Annotated in this window: 19 protein-coding genes; 10 read left to right on the plus strand and 9 right to left on the minus strand. The window is 68.9% G+C overall.

Going from position 1 to position 18,867, the window contains the following annotated elements:
• Positions 1-25: 25 nt before the first annotated feature.
• On the minus strand, positions 26-1,018 hold the full coding sequence (locus tag ACXAFN_RS14565; RefSeq protein WP_474989705.1) for an NAD(P)-dependent oxidoreductase: 993 nt from the start codon (positions 1,016-1,018) through the stop codon (positions 26-28).
• A 354-nt stretch (positions 1,019-1,372) separates the two neighbouring features.
• On the opposite strand from ACXAFN_RS14565, the gene ACXAFN_RS14570 reads away from it, so the two are divergent.
• Positions 1,373-2,011 (plus strand): LysE family translocator, encoded by a 639-nt coding sequence (locus ACXAFN_RS14570; RefSeq protein WP_474989707.1) that lies wholly within the window; start codon positions 1,373-1,375, stop codon positions 2,009-2,011.
• Positions 2,012-2,169: 158 nt separating this feature from the next.
• A complete protein-coding gene (locus ACXAFN_RS14575; RefSeq protein ID WP_474989709.1) occupies positions 2,170-4,533 on the plus strand; it encodes a DNA polymerase II in 2,364 nt (787 codons plus the stop codon).
• Positions 4,534-4,545: 12 nt separating this feature from the next.
• On the opposite strand, the gene ACXAFN_RS14580 is transcribed toward ACXAFN_RS14575, so the two are convergent.
• The 5 genes from ACXAFN_RS14580 to ACXAFN_RS14600 all read right to left on the minus strand — a co-directional run bounded on the left by ACXAFN_RS14580 (position 4,546) and on the right by ACXAFN_RS14600 (position 9,231).
• On the minus strand, positions 4,546-5,769 hold the full coding sequence (locus ACXAFN_RS14580) for a GGDEF domain-containing protein (protein ID WP_474989711.1): 1,224 nt from the start codon (positions 5,767-5,769) through the stop codon (positions 4,546-4,548).
• Positions 5,770-5,963: 194 nt separating this feature from the next.
• Entirely contained in the window at positions 5,964-6,962 is a 999-nt protein-coding gene (yejK, locus tag ACXAFN_RS14585; protein ID WP_474989713.1) for a nucleoid-associated protein YejK, read from the minus strand.
• A 76-nt stretch (positions 6,963-7,038) separates the two neighbouring features.
• The gene (locus tag ACXAFN_RS14590; protein WP_474989715.1) at positions 7,039-7,800 is read right to left on the minus strand and encodes an ABC transporter permease; all 762 of its coding nucleotides are present in this window, start codon (positions 7,798-7,800) and stop codon (positions 7,039-7,041) included.
• A complete protein-coding gene (locus ACXAFN_RS14595) occupies positions 7,797-8,738 on the minus strand; it encodes an ABC transporter ATP-binding protein (RefSeq protein ID WP_474989717.1) in 942 nt (313 codons plus the stop codon). The genes ACXAFN_RS14590 and ACXAFN_RS14595 overlap by 4 nt, the downstream gene beginning before the upstream one ends.
• A gap of 214 nt (positions 8,739-8,952) precedes the next feature.
• Positions 8,953-9,231 carry a peptidylprolyl isomerase gene (locus ACXAFN_RS14600; protein ID WP_474989719.1) on the minus strand — a complete coding sequence of 93 codons (279 nt, stop codon included), beginning with the start codon at positions 9,229-9,231 and terminating at the stop codon, positions 8,953-8,955.
• A 125-nt stretch (positions 9,232-9,356) separates the two neighbouring features.
• Here ACXAFN_RS14600 and ACXAFN_RS14605 point away from each other — a divergent pair, with 125 nt between their 5' ends.
• The 5 genes from ACXAFN_RS14605 to ACXAFN_RS14625 all read left to right on the plus strand — a co-directional run bounded on the left by ACXAFN_RS14605 (position 9,357) and on the right by ACXAFN_RS14625 (position 12,755).
• Entirely contained in the window at positions 9,357-9,818 is a 462-nt protein-coding gene (locus ACXAFN_RS14605; RefSeq protein WP_474989721.1) for an HIT family protein, read from the plus strand.
• Between the two features lie 142 nt (positions 9,819-9,960).
• Positions 9,961-10,596, plus strand: coding sequence for a cell wall hydrolase (locus ACXAFN_RS14610; RefSeq protein ID WP_474989723.1), 636 nt, complete (start codon positions 9,961-9,963; stop codon positions 10,594-10,596).
• Between the two features lie 71 nt (positions 10,597-10,667).
• A complete protein-coding gene (locus tag ACXAFN_RS14615) occupies positions 10,668-11,609 on the plus strand; it encodes a pirin family protein (RefSeq protein WP_474989725.1) in 942 nt (313 codons plus the stop codon).
• A 233-nt stretch (positions 11,610-11,842) separates the two neighbouring features.
• The gene (locus ACXAFN_RS14620) at positions 11,843-12,376 is read left to right on the plus strand and encodes a TetR/AcrR family transcriptional regulator (protein ID WP_474989727.1); all 534 of its coding nucleotides are present in this window, start codon (positions 11,843-11,845) and stop codon (positions 12,374-12,376) included.
• 139 nt (positions 12,377-12,515) lie between these two features.
• Entirely contained in the window at positions 12,516-12,755 is a 240-nt protein-coding gene (locus ACXAFN_RS14625) for a hypothetical protein (RefSeq protein ID WP_474989729.1), read from the plus strand.
• A gap of 154 nt (positions 12,756-12,909) precedes the next feature.
• Here ACXAFN_RS14625 and ACXAFN_RS14630 read toward each other — a convergent pair whose 3' ends face one another.
• Positions 12,910-13,587, minus strand: a complete 678-nt coding sequence (locus tag ACXAFN_RS14630) for a DUF1826 domain-containing protein (RefSeq protein ID WP_474989731.1) — start codon at positions 13,585-13,587, stop codon at positions 12,910-12,912.
• A 99-nt stretch (positions 13,588-13,686) separates the two neighbouring features.
• Between ACXAFN_RS14630 and ACXAFN_RS14635 the strand changes: the two genes are divergently transcribed.
• The 3 genes from ACXAFN_RS14635 (at position 13,687) to folE2 (ending at position 17,220) form a co-directional block, all read left to right on the plus strand.
• Positions 13,687-14,982 carry a TonB-dependent receptor gene (locus ACXAFN_RS14635; protein ID WP_474989733.1) on the plus strand — a complete coding sequence of 432 codons (1,296 nt, stop codon included), beginning with the start codon at positions 13,687-13,689 and terminating at the stop codon, positions 14,980-14,982.
• 79 nt (positions 14,983-15,061) lie between these two features.
• Positions 15,062-16,315: a zinc metallochaperone GTPase ZigA gene (gene zigA / locus ACXAFN_RS14640; RefSeq protein ID WP_474989735.1), complete on the plus strand. Its 1,254-nt coding sequence runs from the start codon at positions 15,062-15,064 to the stop codon at positions 16,313-16,315.
• Positions 16,315-17,220: a GTP cyclohydrolase FolE2 gene (gene folE2, locus ACXAFN_RS14645; protein ID WP_474989737.1), complete on the plus strand. Its 906-nt coding sequence runs from the start codon at positions 16,315-16,317 to the stop codon at positions 17,218-17,220. Before zigA ends, folE2 begins: the two co-directional genes overlap by 1 nt.
• Before the next feature lie 44 nt (positions 17,221-17,264).
• Here folE2 and ACXAFN_RS14650 read toward each other — a convergent pair whose 3' ends face one another.
• Positions 17,265-18,089 carry a metal ABC transporter permease gene (locus ACXAFN_RS14650; RefSeq protein ID WP_474989739.1) on the minus strand — a complete coding sequence of 275 codons (825 nt, stop codon included), beginning with the start codon at positions 18,087-18,089 and terminating at the stop codon, positions 17,265-17,267.
• Positions 18,086-18,802 (minus strand): metal ABC transporter ATP-binding protein, encoded by a 717-nt coding sequence (locus ACXAFN_RS14655; protein WP_474989741.1) that lies wholly within the window; start codon positions 18,800-18,802, stop codon positions 18,086-18,088. The genes ACXAFN_RS14650 and ACXAFN_RS14655 overlap by 4 nt, the downstream gene beginning before the upstream one ends.
• Positions 18,803-18,867: the final 65 nt, after the last annotated feature.

Raw genomic sequence — 18,867 nt, forward strand, 5'->3', positions numbered from 1 at the left:
ATGGGAATCGCCACGCCTCTTCCCTTCACTCCGCGTCCGGGGCGCGATAGGCCTCGATCAGGGTCGCCGGATCCGACTCGCCATGGCCCCGGGCGGCGTGGGCCCGCATCAGCTGCGACGCCAGGGCGCTCATCGGCGTGGCGCTGGTCACGCGGCCGCTCTGGGCCACCGCCATGTCCAGGTCCTTGAGCAGGGTGCGCAGGTGCCAGGGCGGGGCGGCGAAGTCGCGTGCCGCCATGCGCGGCGCGAGGATGCGAAACGGCTTGGAGTCGGCGAACCCGCCGCCCAGCGCCTCGTCGAGCCGGCCGGCATCGACGCCGCTGGCCTCGGCCATGGCCACCGTTTCGGCGATCACCGCGGCCTGGCAGCCGACGATCATCTGGTTGCAGACCTTGGTCACCTGGCCGCTGCCCACCGGCCCCATGTGGGTGATTCGGGCGGCCAGAGGCGCGAGCACGGGGCGCACGGCCTCGATGTCCTCGGCGGCACCGCCGCACATGACGGCCAGCTCGCCGGCCTCGGCGCCGGCCACGCCACCGGAGACCGGCGCGTCCACCCAGGCGACGCCGCGCTCGGCCTTCATCCTGGCGGCGAAGTCACGCGTGGCGGCAGGGTCGCTGCTGGAGACATCCACCAGGCGCTGACCCGGGCGGGTGTGGGTGGCCACGCCATCCTCGCCGAACACCACCGTCTCGACCGCGTCGGTGTCGGCCAGGCACAGCAGAAGGATGTCCGAGTGTTCGACGAGTTCGCCGAGCGAGCCGGCCACGCGAGCGCCGGCCGCGGCCACGCCTGCGGTCTTGTCCGGCGAGCGGTTCCAGACGCTGACGTCGAAGCCGGCCGAGAGCAGCCGGCGGGTCATGGGGTCACCCATCAGGCCGATGCCGATGAAGCCGAGGCGAGGTTGGGACATGGAGGGTCTCCGCGCGTGGATAAAACGCCAGAATGCTTCATGGAAGGGATTTCCATCAAGTTGTAGGGCGATATGCGCCGCCATGATGCGCCGCGGCACGCTCATGGATCCAGATGGTGCATGGTGGAAAGGTCAGGCGATGGCTGGTGCGGTGCGATGGCGATGATGTTTTCTGTAACCATATGATTTTATGGTTTATGAGAGAAAGTTGGTTCGACTTTTGTATTGTGTTGGCTGTCGACGGCCGGAGCCTCCCGTGCCCGGAGCGGTTGCGGTCGACTCGCCGGTTGTCATTGCGTCGCAGTAGGGCAACCGGTTCGACGAGTGAGCTGGCGTGCTCCAACTGGCCTCCCTTCGGGGAGGCTTTTTTTATGCCCGTCAGGTCAAGCCGCTGGACGCGGCGGACGGGCCCGCCTAGCGTGGGGTGTTCCGATGACCCGCCTGCCGAGGAGACCGCCGATGCTGGACTACACCTTGACCCACTGGATGACCTTCCTGTCCGCCGCGGTGCTGCTCAATCTCGCCCCGGGGCCGGACATGGCCTTCATCCTCGGCCAGACCGCACGCCAGGGCCGGCGGGGCGGCGTGGCCGCCATGCTCGGCGTATGGAGCGGTGCCGGGGGGCATGTGATCATGGCGGCGCTGGGGCTGTCCGCCATCCTGGCCACCTCGGCGCTGGCCTTCTCGGTGGTGAAATGGGTCGGGGCGGCCTACCTGGTGTGGCTCGGGCTCCAGGCCCTGCGCGGGCCCGGCGGGGAGGCACCGTCGCAGACGTCGGCCCGCCGCCTCCCGATGGGGGCGATCTATCGCCAGGGGGTGCTGGTCTCGCTGCTCAACCCCAAGGTGGCGATCTTCTTCCTGGCCTTCCTGCCCCAGTTCGTAGTGGACGGGGCGGGGCCGGCGAGCCTGCAGCTGGCCCTGCACGGCGCCTTGATCATCGCCGTGGCCGCGGTGATCGAGCCGCCCCTGGTGCTGCTCGGTGCGCGGCTGGCCGATGCCCTGCGCGGCCGGCGGCGCCTGGGGGCCTGGCTCGAGCGAGGGCTCGGCGCGCTGTTCATCGGCCTGGGCGTGCGCCTGGCCCTGAGCGGTCGAAACTGAGCGGACGGGACGGAAGAGGTATGCGACGGCGGGCACTCTCTGACCTGCTTGGCATCTCTTTTCCTTGTTCGCACTTCCGGCCCGACCTGGTGGTCGAGGTGTGAGGCGCCGGCGGCCACGGTAAGATCGTGGACTCAGCGATCGGACGAGGAGCGACGGTGGTTTCACGGCAGGGGTTCATCCTGACCCGGCACTGGCGGGATACACCCGAGGGTAGCGAGGTGGTGTTCTGGCTGGCGACCGACGATGGCCCCCTTCGGGTGCGGGTGCCGCCACAGCCGTCGGTGGCCTTCCTGCCAGCGGCGCAGCGGCGGCGCGCCGAGCACGTGCTGCGCGGCGAGCGCGGCGTCGAGCTGCGCTCGCTTTCGCTGCGCGACTTCCAGTGCCGCCCGATGCTGGGGCTCTATTGCCCGGGATACCGTCGGCTGCAGGCCCTGGCGCGCCGCTTCAAGCAGGCCGGCGTGGAGATCTACGAGGCCGATATTCGGCCGCCGGAGCGCTATCTGATGGAGCGGTTCATCACCGCGCCCGTCTCGGTGACCGGCTCACCCGATGGCGAGGGCGGACTGGTGGCAACACGGCTCAGGCCGGCCGCGGACTATCGCCCCCGGCTCGGGCTGGTGTCGCTGGACATCGAGACCAGCGGCAGCGGCGAGCTGTACTCCATCGCCCTGGAGGGAGTCGGACAGCGGCAGGTGTTCATGCTGGGCCCGGCCAACGCTGCGGCCGAGGATCTCGACTTCCGCCTCGACTACTGTGAGAGCCGAGCGGCGCTGCTGGAGCGACTGAACCGCTGGTTCGCCGAACACGACCCCGACGCGATCATCGGCTGGAACCTGGTGCAGTTCGACCTGCGGATTCTGCAGGAACACGCCCGGCGGCTCGGCGTGCCCTTGCGCCTGGGCCGTGGTGGCGCCGAGCTGGAGTGGCGCGCCCTGGGGCACCAGGCCAATCGCTTCGTCGCCTCGGCGGCCGGTCGGCTTATCATCGATGGCATCGAGGCGCTGCGCTCGGCCACCTGGCAGTTTCCCTCCTTCGGCCTGGAAGCCGTCGCCCAGGCGTTGCTGGGCGAGGGCAAGGCCATCGATAACCCCTACCAGCGCCTCGAGGGCATCCTGCGCATGTTCGCCGAGGACAAGCCGGCGCTGGCGCGCTACAACCTCAAGGACTGCGAGCTGGTGACGCGGATCTTCGCCAAGGCCGAGCTCCTCGACTTCCTGCTGGAACGGGCCAGCGTGACGGGGCTGCCCGCCGATCGCAGCGGCGGCTCGGTGGCGGCCTTCACCCATCTCTACCTGCCGCGGCTGCACCGCCTGGGGTACGTGGCGCCGAACCTCGGCGAGGCAAAAGCCGCCGAGAGCCCCGGTGGCTTCGTCATGGACTCCCGGCCCGGGCTCTACGACTCGGTGCTGGTGCTCGATTTCAAGAGCCTGTATCCCTCGATCATCCGCAGCTTTTCGATCGACCCGGCGGGGCTGGTGGAGGGGCTCGCCGACGCCTCGGATAGCGCCTCGGTGCCGGGGTTTCGCGGGGCGCGTTTCTCGCGGACCCGTCACGCCCTGCCGGATATCGTGGCGCGCGTCTGGGCGGGGCGCGAGGCGGCCAAGCGGGCCGGCAACGCGCCGCTCTCCCAGGCGTTGAAGATCATCATGAACAGCTTCTATGGCGTGCTGGGGTCCAAGGGCTGCCGCTTCTTCGACGCGCGCCTGGCCTCGTCGATCACCATGCGCGGCCACGAGATCATGCGCCGCACCCGGGCGCTGATCGAGGCCGAGGGATATACCGTTATCTACGGCGATACCGATTCCACCTTCGTGTGGCTCGGTGGCGAGCACCCGGAAGTGCAGGCGTCGGCGATCGGCCGGCGCCTGGTGGAACACGTCAATGCCTGGTGGCGCGATCACCTGGCCCGGGAGTACGGCCTGGAGAGCGCCCTGGAACTGCAGTTCGAGACCCACTACCGGCGCTTCCTGATGCCGACCATCCGTGGCGCCGAGGCGGGCAGCAAGAAACGCTATGCCGGGCTGACGCGCGACGCGGCGGGTGAGGAGAGGCTGGTGTTCAAGGGCCTGGAAAGCGTGCGCAGCGACTGGACGCCGCTGGCCAAGGCCTTCCAGCAGGAACTCTACCGGCGCATCTTCGCCGGCGAGCCCTATCGGGACTACGTGCGCGACTATGTGCGCCGCACCCTGGCCGGCGACTTCGACGACCGGCTGGTCTATCGCAAGCGGCTGCGCCGGCCCCTCGACGAGTACCGGCGCAGCGTGCCGCCCCATGTGCGGGCCGCGCGGCTCGCCGACGCGGCCAACGAGCGGCTGGGGCGCCCGCGCCAGTATCAGCACGGCGGCTGGATTCGCTACGTGATGACCGTGGCCGGGCCGGAGCCGCTGGAGCAGCGGCGGGCGGCCATCGATGCCGACCACTACCTGGGCCACCAGCTGCAGCCGGTGGCGGATGCCATCCTGCCCTTCGTGGGGGACGACTTCGCGTCCCTGATCGATTGCCAGCTCGGGCTGTTCTGAGCCCGGCTCGTCTCAGCCGTCCACCAGCGAGAGGCGTGGCAGGTTCGCCACGCCATCCACCACCACGACGTTGCGGCCGCCCGACTTGCCGCGATAGAGCGCCTCGTCGGCGCGGCGCAGGGCCGGGGTCAGCGTTGCCTCGCCGGTCTCGACGCGGGCGATACCGATGGTCACCGAGAGCCGTTCGTCGGCCTGGGGGTCCGGATGGGGGAGGGCCTCGATGCAGCGGCGCAGTCGCTCGGTGATCTCCTGGGCCTTGGCCAGTTCGGTGTCGGGGAGGGCGATGACGAATTCCTCGCCGCCGAGACGGCCGATGATGTCGATGTCGCGGATGTGTCGGCGGCACTGGCCCGCCACCTGGACCAGCACGCGGTCGCCCACCGCGTGGCCGTAGCGGTCGTTGATGACCTTGAAGTGATCGAGGTCGACCATGCACAGCGCCATGGGGCTGCCGTGCCGGTGGCAGCGGCGGAGGGCGCGATGGGCACGCTCGAAGAAACGGCGGCGGTTGTCGAGCCCGGTGAGCTCGTCGGTGCCGGCCATGTGGCGCAGGCGCTGTTCCAGGCGCGCGCGGGCCCGGATCTCTCCCTGCAGGCGCCGGCAGTAGGCGCGCTCGTCGAGCAGGGAGGCATGCTGCCGGCGCTGCAGGCGAGCCAGCCGGCGGGCGGTCAGCAAGCCGACCACGTTGGCGAAGCCCAGCACCAGCGCCTGGACGAGGATCACGCTGGCAGGTGCCTGGACCCAGAAGGCGGTGGTCGCCAGGAAGCCCAGGGTCAGGTAGAGGCTGGCGGCCGTCATCCAGGGGATCCGGTTGGGCACGAAGAGATACAGCGCCATCACCGCCACCGCCGCGGAGGGCGCATGGGTGCTCAGGGTGTCCGGGTCCAGCGCAACGATCAGGATGATGACCGTGCAGCCGAGCCAGATGACCGGGTTCAGCGGCGCGAAGCGGAAGACCCGGTCGGGTTGGCGGCCCACCGCCCACCAGGTCAGCAGGCAGCCGCCGGCCACCAGCAGCCGCAGCCCGAGCAGCAGGAAGAAGCTGTCGCTCGGGCCGAGCCGTGGATAGTCCGCGAGCCCCAGCAGTACGAACATCAGCGCCGCCGCCAGCATGGCGGCACGCAGCAGGCCGGCGGTGGTGTCGCGCACCGACCGCCGAAAGGCCGCTTCCTGCCGCGGGTTGATGAATTCGCCGCTCCAGGGGGTGAGTTCCCCCTCTTCTCGTGCGCGCCGCATCGATTTCCCCTCCCTGCTGCTTAGGAAAGTTAGCCGTCACGGAGGGGGATGGCGATACGAAAAACATCATGCTGCGGGATGACGACACGGCTTACCTGAAGGCCCGAATCGTACCAGGCAGATGCTGCCATCAAGGCTGGGATTTTCCCTTGACGGCGGGGCGAGGCCCCGCCCTGGCGCTACGCAGGCGAGGCTCAGTCCTGGCGACGCTTGAGCTGGTCGCGCAGGCCGTTCGGCACCTTCTTGATGATCAGGCGATCGCCGTCCTCGTCGTATTCCACGGCCGCACCCAGCAGGTGCGAGTCGAAGCTGATCGAGACGCCGCCGGCGCGGCCGGTGAAGCGCCGGAACTGGTTCAGGGTGCGCTTGTCCGGCGGGATCTCCGGGGCCAGCCCGTAGTCGCTGTTGCGGATGTGATCGAAGAAGGCCTTGGGACGCTCCTCGTCGACCAGCTCGGAGAGGTCCTCCAGGGTGATCGGTTCGCCGAGCCTCGCCTGGTCGCTGGCGTAGTCGACCAGGGCGTCGGTCTTCTCGCGGCTGGCCTCCTCGGGGAGGTCCTCGTGTTCCACGTAGTCGCTGAAGGCCTTGAGCAGGGTGCGGGTCTCCTCGCCGGCATCGCGCTGCTCCCGGGCGCCCAGGGCCTCGGCGAAGGCCTCGGCGAGCTTCTTGCCGCCCCGGTCGCGGGTCCAGGAGAGGTAGGGGTGGGAGGCCGAGCCGCCCTGCCACTGGTTGACGTCGAGCCGCGCGGCCAGGGTCATCTGGGCCAGGTTGAGCTGGCGCGCCGGGGTCACGTCGAGGTCGCCGTCGATGGCGAAGCCGTCGCGGTGGTGGAGCAGGGCCAGCATCAGGTAGCGGGAATCGCCCTGCCGGTAATCGACCACCAGCAGGTGACCGCCCACCGGCAGGTGGGCATCGATCAGCGGGACGAGGCGCTCGGCCAGGGCGCGGGTCAGGGCCGGGAAGTCGCGTTCGCCGGCGAGGAAGCCGGCCAGCTCGGCGGGAAAGGCGGCGGGCTCGTCCTCGGCGAAGCGTCCCCAGTCCTTGGCCTTGCCGTGATAGGCATCGTGGAGCTTGGCCAGCAGGTCGTCCAGGGCCGGGGACGGGGTCAGCGGCGCGTCGGCGGGCGCCAGGCGAGCCGGCGTCTCGCCGTCGCCCTTGTCGATGCGATGAATGATGCTGTGCAGGATCGGCATACGGACCTCGCGGCTCGGGTAACGGGAAAGGCGGCGATGATACCGCAGCCGACCGCTCCGAGGCTGCCCCGTGCGGTCATGGCTTGAGGCGGTAGCCGGTACGGAAGATCCAGCTCACCACGCCCAGCGCCATCGCCAGGAACAGCGCGATCATGCCCAGGCTCGCCCAGATGCTGACGTCGCCCAGGCCGTAGAAGCTCCAGCGGAAGCCGCTGACCAGGTAGACCACCGGGTTGGCGAGCGTCACCGCCTGCCAGACCGGTGGCAGCATGTCGATGGAGTAGAAGGTGCCGCCGAGGAAGGTCAGTGGGGTGATCACCAGCAGCGGCACCAGCTGCAGTTTCTCGAAACCGTCGGCCCAGATGCCGATGATGAAGCCGAGCAGGCTGAAGGTCACCGCCGTGAGCACCAGGAACAGCAGCATCACCAGCGGGTGGGCGATCGAGAAGGGCACGAACAGGCTCGCCGTGCCCAGCACGATCAGCCCCAGGATCACCGACTTGGTGGCCGCCGCGCCGACGAAACCGAGTACCACCTCGAAGTAGGAGATCGGCGCCGAGAGGATCTCGTAGATCGAGCCCGAGAAACGCGGGAAGAAGATGCCGAAGGAGGCGTTGGAGACGCTCTGGGTCAGCAGCATCAGCATGATCAGCCCGGGCACGATGAAGGCGCCGTAGCTCACGCCCTCCACCTCGCTGATGCGGGTGCCGATGGCGGCGCCGAACACCACGAAGTAGAGCGAGGTGGAGATCACCGGCGAGACGATGCTCTGCAGCACGGTGCGCAGGCTGCGCGCCATCTCGGCGACGTAGATGGTCCTCACGGATTCCAGGTTCATGCGTCCTCCCTGACCAGGCTGACGAAGATCTCCTCCAGCGAGCTCTGCCGGGTGTGGAGGTCCTTGAAGCGGACGCCGGCGGCGTCCAGGTCGGCCAGCAGCTCGGCGATCCCGGCCTGGTCATCGCCGTTGCGGCGGCTCTCGTAGGTGTAGATCAGCGCCTGGCCGTCCTCGGACAGCGCCAGGTGGTGGCCGTTGAGCCCCGCCGGCAGGCGCTCGAGGGGCTCGCGCAGTTGCAGGGTCAGCTGCTTGCGGCCGAGCTGTCGCATCAGCTCGCGCTTGTCCTCCACCAGCACCAGCTCGCCGGCGCGGATCACGCCGATGCGGTCGGCCATCTCCTCGGCTTCCTCGATGTAGTGGGTGGTGAGGATGATGGTCACGCCGCGCTCGCGCAGCCCCCGCACCACCTCCCACATGTCGCGGCGCAGTTCCACGTCGACCCCGGCGGTGGGTTCGTCGAGGAACAGGATCTCGGGCTCGTGGGCCAGGGCCTTGGCGATCAGCACCCGGCGCTTCATGCCGCCGGACAGCGTGATCAGCCGGTTGCGCCGCTTGTCCCACAGCGACAGCGACCTCAGCACCCGCTCGATGTGGGCGGGGTCCCGGGGCTTGCCGAACAGCCCGCGGCTGAAGCTCACCGTGTCCCACACCGTGGAGAACGCCTCGCTGGTCAGCTCCTGGGGCACCAGGCCGATGCGCTCGCGGGCCTGGCGGTAGTCCTGGACATTGTCGTGCCCGGCCACCAGCACCCGGCCGGCGCTGGCATTGACCAGGCCGCAGATCACGCTGATCAGCGTGGTCTTGCCGGCGCCGTTGGGGCCGAGCAGGGCGAAGATCTCGCCGCGACGGATCTCGAGGTCGACGTTCTTCAAGGCCTGAAAGCCGCTGTCGTAGGTCTTCGACAGGCCCTCCACGCGGATCACGCTGTGCTCGCTCAAGCTCGATACCTCCCTGGTCGTCTGCCCCGGGTCGCATCGGGGGCCTGCAATACCTTAACGTTTTCCCGGCCCTGGAGGCACAGGCATGGCGAGCTCAAGGCCCTGCAATGTCTGCCCGCTGGTCGGCTAGCTCCGGGGAGCGGCTCGGAGCGCTCGACGATAAAAAGCCGCGCCGGTTTCCCGGCGCGGCCTGCTTCGGCCTGGCGTCAGGCCCTCAGCCGCGGCTGGTGACTTCCAGCAGGTGGTAGCCGAACTGGGTCTTCACCGGGCCCTGGACCTGGTTCAGGTCGGCGGAGAACACCACCTTGTCGAACTCGGGGACCATCTGGCCGGGGCCGAAGCTGCCGAGCTCGCCGCCCTGCTGGCCGGAGGGGCACTGGGAATGCTCGCGGGCGACCTCGGCGAAGTCGCGGCCGTTCTCGATCTCGGCCTTCAGGGACTGGCACTGCTCTTCGCTGGCGACCAGGATGTGGCGGGCGGTGGCCTGGGTCATGGGAATCTCCTTCGCGGGTGGGGTAGGCTCTGGATGAGCCTGGAGAATAGCATGCCGGCCCCACCGTTGGGGCGGCTTCGAGGCCGGCGTCTTCCGGGTAGGTCAGCGCTCAAGGAGGAACTCGCATGAGCTGCATCTTCTGCAACATCGTCGCCGGCCGGGCACCCTGCCACATGATCTGGGAAGACCGCGATCACCTGGCCTTCCTGTCCATCTTTCCCAACACGCCGGGGTTCTCCGTGGTGATCCCCAAGGCTCACCACTCGAGCTATGCCTTCGACCAGCCGGACGAGGTGCTGACCGGGCTGATGCTCGCCACCAAGCGGGTGGCGCGCCTGCTGGATGCTTCCCTCGATGGCGTCGCCCGCACCGGCATGTTCTTCGAGGGCTACGGCGTCGATCACCTGCACAGCAAGCTGTTCCCGATGCACGGCACCGGCAACGATGCCGCCTTCCAGCCCGTGGAGTCGCGAGTGGACACCTTCTTCGACCGCTACGAAGGCTATCTCTCTTCCCACGATTATCGCCGAGCCGACGATGCACAGCTGGCCCGGTTGGCGGCGCAGATCCGCGGCTTCGCCTCCTAGCTGAGCCCGTGTCCGACGATACGCTGCGCTGACCACCGCCGCACGGGGACGCCTGTGACCTCGGCTACACTGTGGATGGCGGTTCGCCGAGCGCGAGCCGCGCGTTCCCCGGCGATGCCGGGCCAAGCCTGGAGCCACCGCCATGGGTCGCCGTCTGCGCCATTACCCGTTGTGCCTCGCCATGTCGCTCGTATCGCTGTCGCCGGGGCTGGAGGCGCGCCCGGACACCACGGAGGCCGCCGAGGCCGCCGAGCGCAAGGCGGAGCAGCTGGAAGAGACGGTGGTGGAGGAGGGCGAGGCCGGGCCCGTGGTGCCGAGCATGGTCATCGAGAAGCGTGAGGCCCAGGCGGTCGACCCCGCGGGCGAACAGCCCCTGGACGATGCCCTCACCTGCCTGGCGCGCACCATCTACTGGGAGGCGCGGGGCGAGGCGGCCGCCGACATGGAGGCGGTGGCCAACGTCGTCATCAACCGCCTCGCCCACGGGGGATTCCCCGATACCGTGTGTGGCGTCGTCCGCCAGGGCCTCGAGCAGGGCGCCTGCCAGTTTTCCTGGTGGTGCGATGGCCGCGTGGACGACGCCGACGAAGAGGGCGCCTATGCCACGGCCAAGGAAATCGCCCGACGGGCGCTGAACCAGCAGTTGGCGGATCGTACCGACGGTGCCCTGTACTTTCACCACCGCAAGATGCTGCCCGACTGGGCGACCCACTACACCAAGACGGTCGATGTCGGCGGCTTCGCCTTCTATCGGCCGCAGGACGGCGCGGCGCGCTAGCCTCGAGTGACGGGCCGACCTTCACGGCCTGGGCGATCGCCGCCGCTTGGCCAGCGAGGAGGAAGATGACCATGAGCAGCCTGATTCAGGACCCTGAACCGCAGTCCTCGCTCGACTGCCCGATCGTCGACGGCAAGCGTCGTGTCCAGCATGTGCCGCCGCGCACCGCCGATGTCGGCGGCATCCCGGTCAACCGGGTGCTGCCGTCTCGCCATCGTCGCCTGGTGGGGGCCTGGTGCTTCCTCGACCATGCCGGTCCCAGCGTGTTCAAGGGCGATGCCCGCGGCCTGCGGGTCGGGCCGCATCCGCATATCGGCCTGCAGACCTTCACCTGGATGATCGAGGGCGAGGTGCTGCACCGGGACAGCCTCGGCAACCGACAGGTGATTCGTCCCGGTCAGGTCAACCTGATGACCGCCGGGCGCGGCATCAGCCACACCGAAGAGTCGGTGACCGGCGAGACCCACCTTCACGCCGCCCAGCTGTGGATCGCCCTGCCCGAGGCCGACCGGCGCACCGATCCGCGCTTCGATCACTATCCGCACTTGCCGAGCTGGCAGGAGGATGGCGTCGATTTCACCCTGCTCACCGGCGAGTTCGCCGGCCGTCGCGCCCCGACGCTGGCCTTCTCGCCGCTGGTGGGCCTGGATCTGGCGAGCGATGATGCGAGCCGTATCGAACTTCCGCTGCGCGAGGACTTCGAATACGGCGTGCTGCCCCTGGAGGGGGAGGTCGATATCGACGGGGAGGCGTTTCCCACCAATGAGCTGGCCTACCTGGGGCGCGGACGAGAGGCCGTTGCCCTGGCGCTGCCCGCCGGGGGACGGGCGATCCTGATCGGCGGCGAGCCGCTGGGCGAGGAGATCCTGATCTGGTGGAACTTCGTCGGTCACAGCAAGGGCGAGATCGCCGAGGCCCAGCACGACTGGGAGGCCGGCAGCCAGCGGTTCGGCACGGTTTCGGGCTACGATGGCGAGCCGCTGATGCCGCCGCCGTTGCCCTGGAAGCCCTAGCAGCTCCACCGCCAGGCGATTCGACGGCTGCTCCCCGGCCTCCTGAGGCTGATGGCCACGGCGGTGATTCGGCCGCTGGCCATGCTGGCGCCGCCGCTCCGGCAATCGGTATTCCGTTTGCCGCCGGCGCTCGACACCTGGGGCATGCGGACCGGCCTCAGCGGGGCGGGGGTGAGGGAAGCGGGCCCTCTGGCGTATCATCGGCCAGCCAATGGACGCCGCCGAGAGAGAGGATGAGCAAGAAGGACATCACCCGCGCACGCATTCGTGAAGCCGCCAGAGCGCTATTCGCCGAGCGCTCCTTTGCCTCGACCACCACTCGGGAGATCGCCCGTCGTGCCGGCGTCGCCGACGGCACGGTGTTCAGTCACTATCCCAACAAGATCGATATCCTGCGAGAAGGCATGGAGGAACAGCTCAACGGCATCGCCAAGACGTTCCTCGCCAGTTGGGCAGGGGGTGGCGAGCGGGAGGCATTGATCGAGCTGAGCTCCCATTTCTATCGCTTCTACTTCGAGCATGTTGCCTTGAGCCGCAGCCTGCTGAAGGAAGCGCTCTGGGATCTCGATCATTTCCGCAACTTCGACGCGACCCTGCTGGCCCGGCTCTTGAGCGCGACGACGGTACGTGACGCCATCCTCATGCGTCTGATCGAGGACAGCTACTTCATGACGCTCGTTCGCCACCTCAGCCATGACGAGCCTTGCCTGGAGTCGGCTATCGACGACTTCCGGGCCGCACTGGCGCGCCTTCTTCCCGCCGACTGATCCCCTTGCTCCCTGCTGGCCTCATCCGGCTGGCACACCGCGCGTCTCGCCCGCTCATGTCATGAGAAGTACATGGGATCGCTTGACAATTGAGCGTGCTCATTTATAAATTGAGCGTGCTCAAAAACGGAGGCCTCCCATGCGAAAGATCCTCACGACGTTCATCGGCCATCTGGTTGGCCTGCCATTTCTCGTGCTGTTCTGTTACATCATCGGCCCCGTGGTTGGCCGGACCCTGGGGTTCGGCGGTTTGCTCATGCTGGCGTTGATCGCGGGCCGAGCGGGAAGACAGGCCTTCTATCGCGGCATGATTCTGGGAAAGGGGCCCGACGCTTCGCCGGCAATGGAACAACGGCCTCAGGGCCATGAGATGCGGTGAACCACCTCGCACCGCCGTGGCTCCGGCAGCCGGTGTGCTGCGTGCTTCCCTGAATGGGGGCGGCGTCACGGCCTCGTCGCCGCGGCCATCTTGACCCTCATGCCCAGGTGGTCATGCGCCTGGTGGCATACGGGATAGCGAGTAACCCTTCGCTTCAACCGGGATCGATGGTCAGCAGCAGCCGCTGCTGGCCGCTTTCCCCGGCCGGGCTGCGATGCACCTGGCCGCGCGTCTCGTTGCCGATCCAGCCACTCCCCTTGAACAGCGCCACGTCGCCGGCCTCGAGGCGACGGATGGCGCCTTCCTCTCTCACCACCGGCGGCTTGTCGGGGCGAGGCGCGCCTAGCCCGTCGCGGTTCACCGCCGTCTCGGGCAGCCATTCGCTGCCCGGCCCCAGGTAGGTCGTGACCAGCCGCACCGGCAGGTTGTCGCAGTGAAAGCGCGGACACATGGGGGCGTCGAGGACGCGCAGGCGCAGGCCCACGCTGTCGGTCTCGAACAGGCAGGCCATGGCCTCGGCCAGGGTCGCGATGTCCTCGACCAGGGGGGCCGAGACGCCCGGGGCGTGCAGCGCCGCGAGCAGGTCGGCGCGTAGCCCGTCGTCCGGGGCGCCGCGCCAGGCGAACGACAGCGGGCGCGGGGCACGCAGCTGGGCCAGGGCGCCGGCCAGCAGGTCGCTGGGCAGCGGACGGCGCAGCACCGCGAGGGTGATGGCGTCCTCGAAGATCCGCGGCAGCACCTCGATGCCACCGCCTTCCGCCCAATGGGGCAGGGCGTCGAGATCATCGGAGAGGTCATCGGAGAAAGGCGGGGCGGCGGCGATCATCGACATCGAGAACTCCTGGTGGATACGGCAGGCAGGTTGCTTTTTTGATACGTTATAACGTATCTTTCCGCCGCTTGAAAGCGACTACCCAACACAGGATCTCGAATGTCCCGCCAGCGTATTTTTGCCCTGATGCCGTTGTCCGCCGCCATGCTGCTTGGTACGTCCCCTGCCATGGCCGAGGACCACGATCATGGTTCCCATGCCCACGATCACGGTTCCCATGCCCATGGCGCACATGCGACCCAAGCCTCGCCGGACCTGTCGCTGTCCGCTGCCTTGACCCTGGAGGGCATCTATCAGCACCGCGCCTCCGGGGAGCGGTCGGCGCCCGCCGGGTTTGCCGGCGGCCATGACGGGGAAGGCGAGCACGGCCATGACCATGCCGGTCACGATCATGGCCTCGAGGAGGGGTTCAATCTCGGCCATTCCGAGCTGGCGCTGCGTGGTGAAACGGCGCTGTTCGAAGGGGTGGCGATGGTCGCACTGGACGAGGACGACCTCCATCTGGAAGAGGCCTATCTGGCGACCCGGGCACTGCCGCAGGGGCTGCGTCTCAAGGCGGGGCGGTTCCTGTCCGCGATCGGACACATCAATGGTCGCCATCCGCATGAGTGGCATTTCATCGAGCGCCCCCTGGTCAACGAATACCTCTTCGGCGATCACGGCCTGCGCGAGGAGGGCGTACAACTCAGCTGGTCGCCCTCGTCGCACACCACCCTGGGTACGGAGTGGCTGCAGGGGGATGGCGAGCGTTTTAGCCGCTTCGATGAGGGCGGACGCGAAGACCGGGACAGTGGGCCGCAACTGGTGACCGTCTACGCCAAGCAGCGCGCCGATTTTGGCCAGGGACAGTCGCTCGCCTATGGCGCTTCCGCCGGCATCCATCGCCAGTATGCCCGCCTGGATGACCATGGGGACCATGCTCATGGGGTGGAGGGCGATAACTGGTTCGCCGGCCTGGATGCCCGCTATCACCATCGAACCGGTCGCCACGGTGGCCAGGGCGATTGGACGGTGGGCGCCGAATACTTCTACACCGAGCGCGATCTGACCGAATGGGTCGAGCATCACCATGTCTGGGAGCGTCATCACGACTTCACCGAGCGCCAGGATGGCGCCTATGTGGAGGCCGTCTATGGCATCGCGCCGCACTGGGAGCTCGGCCTGCGCAGCGAAGCCCTGGGGCTGACCAACGAGGTGGTGCATGGGCATCCCAGCGAGTTGGGCACGGCGGACGCCTCCTACCGCCACAGCGGACAGGCGACGTGGCGCTTCCGTGACCACGCCTTCCTGCGCGCTCAGGTGAGTCACGAGAACTTTGCCGGCCAGGACGAGAGCTGGGTCGCCATGCTGCAGTTCAACGCCACCTTTGGCGCCCACGCCGGCCACGCTCACTGAGCCGGCCGGGCGACGAGCCTCGTCGCCCGGCTCTCAGGCGCAGCAGAGCATCACATCAACAGCGAAGAGGAGAGGCCCGATGAGTCAGTTCGAGCCCCTGCCGGTCACCGTGCTGTCAGGGTTCCTGGGTGCCGGCAAGACCACCCTGCTCAACCATATCCTGGCCAATCGCGAGGGCCGGCGGGTGGCGGTCATCGTCAACGACATGAGCGAGGTCAACATCGACGCCGCCCTGGTGCGCCGGGACGTCGCCGGCGAGGAGCCCGCCGCGGACATCGCGGTCAACCGCGCCGAGCAGCGCCTGGTCGAGATGAGCAACGGCTGCATCTGCTGCACGCTGCGCGAGGACCTGCTCGAGGAGGTGGCGCGGCTGGCCCGGGAAGGACGCTTCGACCAGCTGGTCATCGAGTCCACCGGCATCTCCGAGCCCCTGCCGGTGGCCGAGACCTTCACCTTCGAGGACGAATCGGGCTACAGCCTGTCGCAGCTGGCCAGGCTGGATACCCTGGTCACCGTGGTCGATGGGGCCAACTTCCTCGCCCAGTATCGCGAGGCGAGCTCCCTGGCCGAGGCGGGTGAGAGCCTGGGAGAAGACGATGAACGTAACGTCGCCGATCTGCTGGTCGACCAGATCGAGTTCTGCGACGTGCTGCTGATCAGCAAGGCCGACCTGATCGACGAGGCCCAGCGCGCCGAGCTCGAGGCCGTGCTGCGCACCCTCAACCCCGACGCCGAGGTCATCGCCATGGCGCAGGGCCGAGTGCCGCTGGACAAGGTGCTGGACACCGGCCTGTTCAGCTTCGAGCGGGCCCGGCAGGCGCCGGGCTGGCTGAAGGAAATGCGCGGCGAGCATGTGCCCGAGACCGAAGAATACGGCATCGGCAGCTTCAGCTACCGCGCGCGTCGCCCCTTCCACCCGCAGAAGTTCCACGCGCTGCTGCACGCCGGCTGGTTCGGGGAAAGGCTGCTGCGCTCCAAGGGCTTCTTCTGGCTGGCCTCGCGGCCGCGCTTCGCCGGCCAGTGGAGCCAGGCCGGCGGCATCGCCCACTACGGTTTCGCCGGGCTGTTCTGGAAGGCGGTGCCGGAGGCGGACTGGCCGACCGACCCGGATTTCCGCGACGCCATCCTGAACGCCTGGGAGGAGCCCTTCGGCGACATGCGCCAGGAACTGGTGTTCATCGGCCAGGGGCTGGACGAGGCGCGCATGCGGCGTGCCCTGGACGACTGTCTGCTCGACGACGACACCCTGGCGGCGGGCCTCGAGGCCTGGTGTGCGTTGCCCGATCCGTTCACCGACGTCGTGCCCGCCGCGTTCGACACCGAGGAAGCCTGATGACGACGTCTCTCATCGATATCGCCGACGGCGCCGCCGATCAGCCGGGGCGCCTTTCCTGGGTCGGCATGGAAGGCATCGACCTGCCGCTGCAGGTGGCGGGGCGCCTTGTGGCGGGCCGGGCCGATGCCGGCGTCAGCCTGGACGATCCCGAGGCACGCGGCATTCACATGTCGCGGCTCTATCTGGCCCTGGAACGCCTGAGCGACCGGGAGCTGACCCCGGAGCGCCTGCAGGAGGTGCTGGCGCATTTTCTCGACAGCCATCACGGGCTCTCGCAGCAGGCCTTCCTCGACCTGAGCGGTGAGGCCATGCTGCGCCGGCCCGCCCTGGTCAGCCCGCTGGCGGGCTGGAAGGCTTATCCCTTCGCGGTGCGTGGCCGGCTCACGGCGCAGGGGTTCGAGGCACGCCTCGAGCTTTCCATCGGCTACTCCTCGACCTGCCCCTGCTCCGCGGCCCTGGCGCGCCAGCTGATCCAGGAGCAGTTCGATCGCGATTTCGCCGGGCAAGCGGCCGTCGATCCCCGCGCCATGCGCGACTGGCTGGGCAGCGAGCAGGGCATCGTCGCCACCCCGCACAGCCAGCGCAGCCAGGCGCATCTCGAGCTGCGCCTGGCCCCCGATGCCGAGTCCCTGCCCGTGGTCGAGGTCATCGACCGGGTGGAGTCTGTCCTGGGGACCGCCCTGCAGACGGCGGTCAAGCGCGTCGACGAGCAGGCCTTCGCCCTGGCCAACGGCCAGAACCTGATGTTCTGCGAAGACGCCGCCCGGCGCCTGGACAGCACCCTGCGCGAGCAGCCCGGGGTGGCCGGCTTTCGGCTGCGGGTGGTGCATGCCGAGAGCCTGCACGCCCACGATGCGGTGGCGCGCAGCGCGTGGAACTGGCCCGGCGGGCAGGCCGGCTGAGTCTCCCGCGCCGGCGGCATGTAGTGAATGCGGCCGGCGCAGGGTCAGCGTTGACTCGGCGCACGCGTGGCCGCTTCCCTCCCGCGGCGATGGCCGACCAGGCTGGCCGCCAGGAACAGCAGCGTGGCCAGGCAGACGATGGTGGGGCCGGTGGGCGTGTCGAGCCGATAGGCGGCGGCGAGCCCACCGTTGGCCGAGAGGATGCCGATGGCCGCCGCGACCAGGGCCATGCGTTCCGGGGTACGGCTGAACGGCCGAGCCGTGGCGGCGGGAATGATCAGCAGCGCGGCGATCAGCAGCACGCCCACCACCTTGATGGCCACCGCCACCACCATCGCCAGGCACAGGGTGAGCACCAGCTGTTCGCGCTTCGGGTCGAGGCCGGCGGCATGGGCCAGATCCGGGTTCAGGGTGGCGGTCAGCAGCGCCGACCAGCGATAGCCGAGCAGGGCCAGCACCAGCAGGGCGCCGCCCCAGATGATGGCCAGGTCCGCGCGGCTGACCGCGAGGATATCGCCGACCAGATAGCCCATCAGGTCGATGCGCACGCCGGAGACGAAGGACACGGCCACCAGCCCGAAGGCTAGCGCCGAGTGGGCCGTGACGCCCAGCAGGGTGTCCATGGCATAGCCGCGATTGCTGAGCAGCGACACGGCCAGGGCCATCAGCAGCGAGACCGTCAGCACGCCGGCGAACAGCGAGGTCGAGAGCACCAGGGAGAGCGCCACCCCGAGAATGGCCGCGTGGGCGGTGGCGTCGCCGAAGTAGGCCATGCGTCGCCAGACCACGAAGCAGCCGAGCGGGGCGGCCGCCAGGGCCACGCCGGTGCCGCCGAGGGCGGCGCGAAACAGGAAGTCGTCGAGGATCATGCCGGGGCCTCCGTGGCCGAGGGGTGATGTCGGTAGAAGCCCACCGCGTCGCGCTCGTCGAGGCCCAGCAGGTCGCGATAGGCCGGCGAGCCGGCCACGGTCTCGGGGCTGCCCTGGCAGCAGATATGGCCGTTGAGGCAGATCACCCGGTCCGAGGCCTGCATTACCGCATGCAGCTCGTGGCTGACCATCAGCACCGTGCAGCCGAGCTCCCGGCGCACGCGCTCGATCTGGCGATAGAAGGCCGCGGTGGCCCGGTGGTCGAGGCCCTGGTTGGCCTCGTCGAGGATCAGCAGGTCGGGGCGTCCGAGCAGGGCCCGTGCCAGCAGCACGCGCTGGAACTGCCCGCCCGAGAGGCCGGCCATCTGGCGCTCGGCGAGCCCCGCGGCGCCGGCCTGCTCCAGGGCACGATGGGCGTCGTCGGCGGGCCGGCGCCGTGGCAGGGCCAGGAAGCGGGCCACGCTCATCGGCAGGGTGGGGTCGATGTGCAGGCGTTGCGGCACGTAGCCGATGGACAGCCTCGGTCGGCGCGTGACGGTGCCGCGGGTCGGCGCCAGGGCACCGATGATCACCCGCATCAGGGTGGTCTTGCCCGAACCGTTGGGGCCGACGACCGTCACGACCTCTCCCGCGTCCAGGGCCAGGTCGATGCCCGCCAGGATGGAATGGCCGCGCCGGGAGACGCCGATATCGTGAAGGGACAGCAGAGACATGGTCGTTCCTGGATGAGTTTTCCGTCGGGGCCCGTCACCGAGGCACCGGCCTCGCCGGCCTGGGT

The organism is Halomonas sp. ABH4_019 (genome assembly GCF_056159885.1).

Bases quoted from the DNA above. Each gene is read 5' to 3' on its own strand.
- ACXAFN_RS14565 (WP_474989705.1), bottom strand. From the start codon at position 1,018: ATGAGCGTGCCGCGGCGCATCATGGCGGCGCATATCGCCCTACAACTT.
- ACXAFN_RS14570 (WP_474989707.1), top strand. From the start codon at position 1,373: ATGCTGGACTACACCTTGACCCACTGGATGACCTTCCTGTCCGCCGCG.
- ACXAFN_RS14580 (WP_474989711.1), bottom strand. From the start codon at position 5,769: ATGCGGCGCGCACGAGAAGAGGGGGAACTCACCCCCTGGAGCGGCGAA.
- yejK (WP_474989713.1), bottom strand. From the start codon at position 6,962: ATGCCGATCCTGCACAGCATCATTCATCGCATCGACAAGGGCGACGGC.
- ACXAFN_RS14590 (WP_474989715.1), bottom strand. From the start codon at position 7,800: ATGAACCTGGAATCCGTGAGGACCATCTACGTCGCCGAGATGGCGCGC.
- ACXAFN_RS14600 (WP_474989719.1), bottom strand. From the start codon at position 9,231: ATGACCCAGGCCACCGCCCGCCACATCCTGGTCGCCAGCGAAGAGCAG.
- ACXAFN_RS14605 (WP_474989721.1), top strand. From the start codon at position 9,357: ATGAGCTGCATCTTCTGCAACATCGTCGCCGGCCGGGCACCCTGCCAC.
- ACXAFN_RS14610 (WP_474989723.1), top strand. From the start codon at position 9,961: ATGGGTCGCCGTCTGCGCCATTACCCGTTGTGCCTCGCCATGTCGCTC.
- ACXAFN_RS14615 (WP_474989725.1), top strand. From the start codon at position 10,668: ATGAGCAGCCTGATTCAGGACCCTGAACCGCAGTCCTCGCTCGACTGC.
- ACXAFN_RS14620 (WP_474989727.1), top strand. From the start codon at position 11,843: ATGAGCAAGAAGGACATCACCCGCGCACGCATTCGTGAAGCCGCCAGA.
- ACXAFN_RS14625 (WP_474989729.1), top strand. From the start codon at position 12,516: ATGCGAAAGATCCTCACGACGTTCATCGGCCATCTGGTTGGCCTGCCA.
- ACXAFN_RS14630 (WP_474989731.1), bottom strand. From the start codon at position 13,587: ATGTCGATGATCGCCGCCGCCCCGCCTTTCTCCGATGACCTCTCCGAT.
- ACXAFN_RS14635 (WP_474989733.1), top strand. From the start codon at position 13,687: ATGTCCCGCCAGCGTATTTTTGCCCTGATGCCGTTGTCCGCCGCCATG.
- zigA (WP_474989735.1), top strand. From the start codon at position 15,062: ATGAGTCAGTTCGAGCCCCTGCCGGTCACCGTGCTGTCAGGGTTCCTG.
- folE2 (WP_474989737.1), top strand. From the start codon at position 16,315: ATGACGACGTCTCTCATCGATATCGCCGACGGCGCCGCCGATCAGCCG.
- ACXAFN_RS14650 (WP_474989739.1), bottom strand. From the start codon at position 18,089: ATGATCCTCGACGACTTCCTGTTTCGCGCCGCCCTCGGCGGCACCGGC.
- ACXAFN_RS14655 (WP_474989741.1), bottom strand. From the start codon at position 18,802: ATGTCTCTGCTGTCCCTTCACGATATCGGCGTCTCCCGGCGCGGCCAT.